This is a genomic window from Streptococcus pseudopneumoniae (assembly GCF_001072925.1).
GTDB classification, from domain to species: domain Bacteria; phylum Bacillota; class Bacilli; order Lactobacillales; family Streptococcaceae; genus Streptococcus; species Streptococcus pseudopneumoniae_Q.
This window is the reverse complement of sequence record NZ_JVHE01000029.1, coordinates 1-205: the sequence shown is the minus strand read 5'-3', so window position 1 is coordinate 205 and position 205 is coordinate 1. Positions and strand designations below refer to the sequence as shown.

Sequence of the window (205 nt, the reverse complement as noted above, 5' to 3'; positions counted from 1 at the left end):
AGCAAGCACAAGCGCATCAACCTCAGCATCTGAGTCAGCAAGCACAAGTGCATCGACCTCAGCCTCTGAATCAGCCTCAACAAGTGCAAGTACATCAGCGTCTGAATCAGCGTCAACAAGTGCAAGCACATCAGCGTCTGAATCAGCCTCAACAAGTGCAAGCACATCAGCATCTGAGTCAGCATCAACAAGTGCATCGACATCA

General features: G+C 49.8%; 1 pseudogene. It reads right to left on the bottom strand.

The annotated features are described in order from the left end of the window. A pseudogene (locus ADH81_RS11255) lies at positions 1 to 205 on the bottom strand (peptidase); the annotation flags it as partial.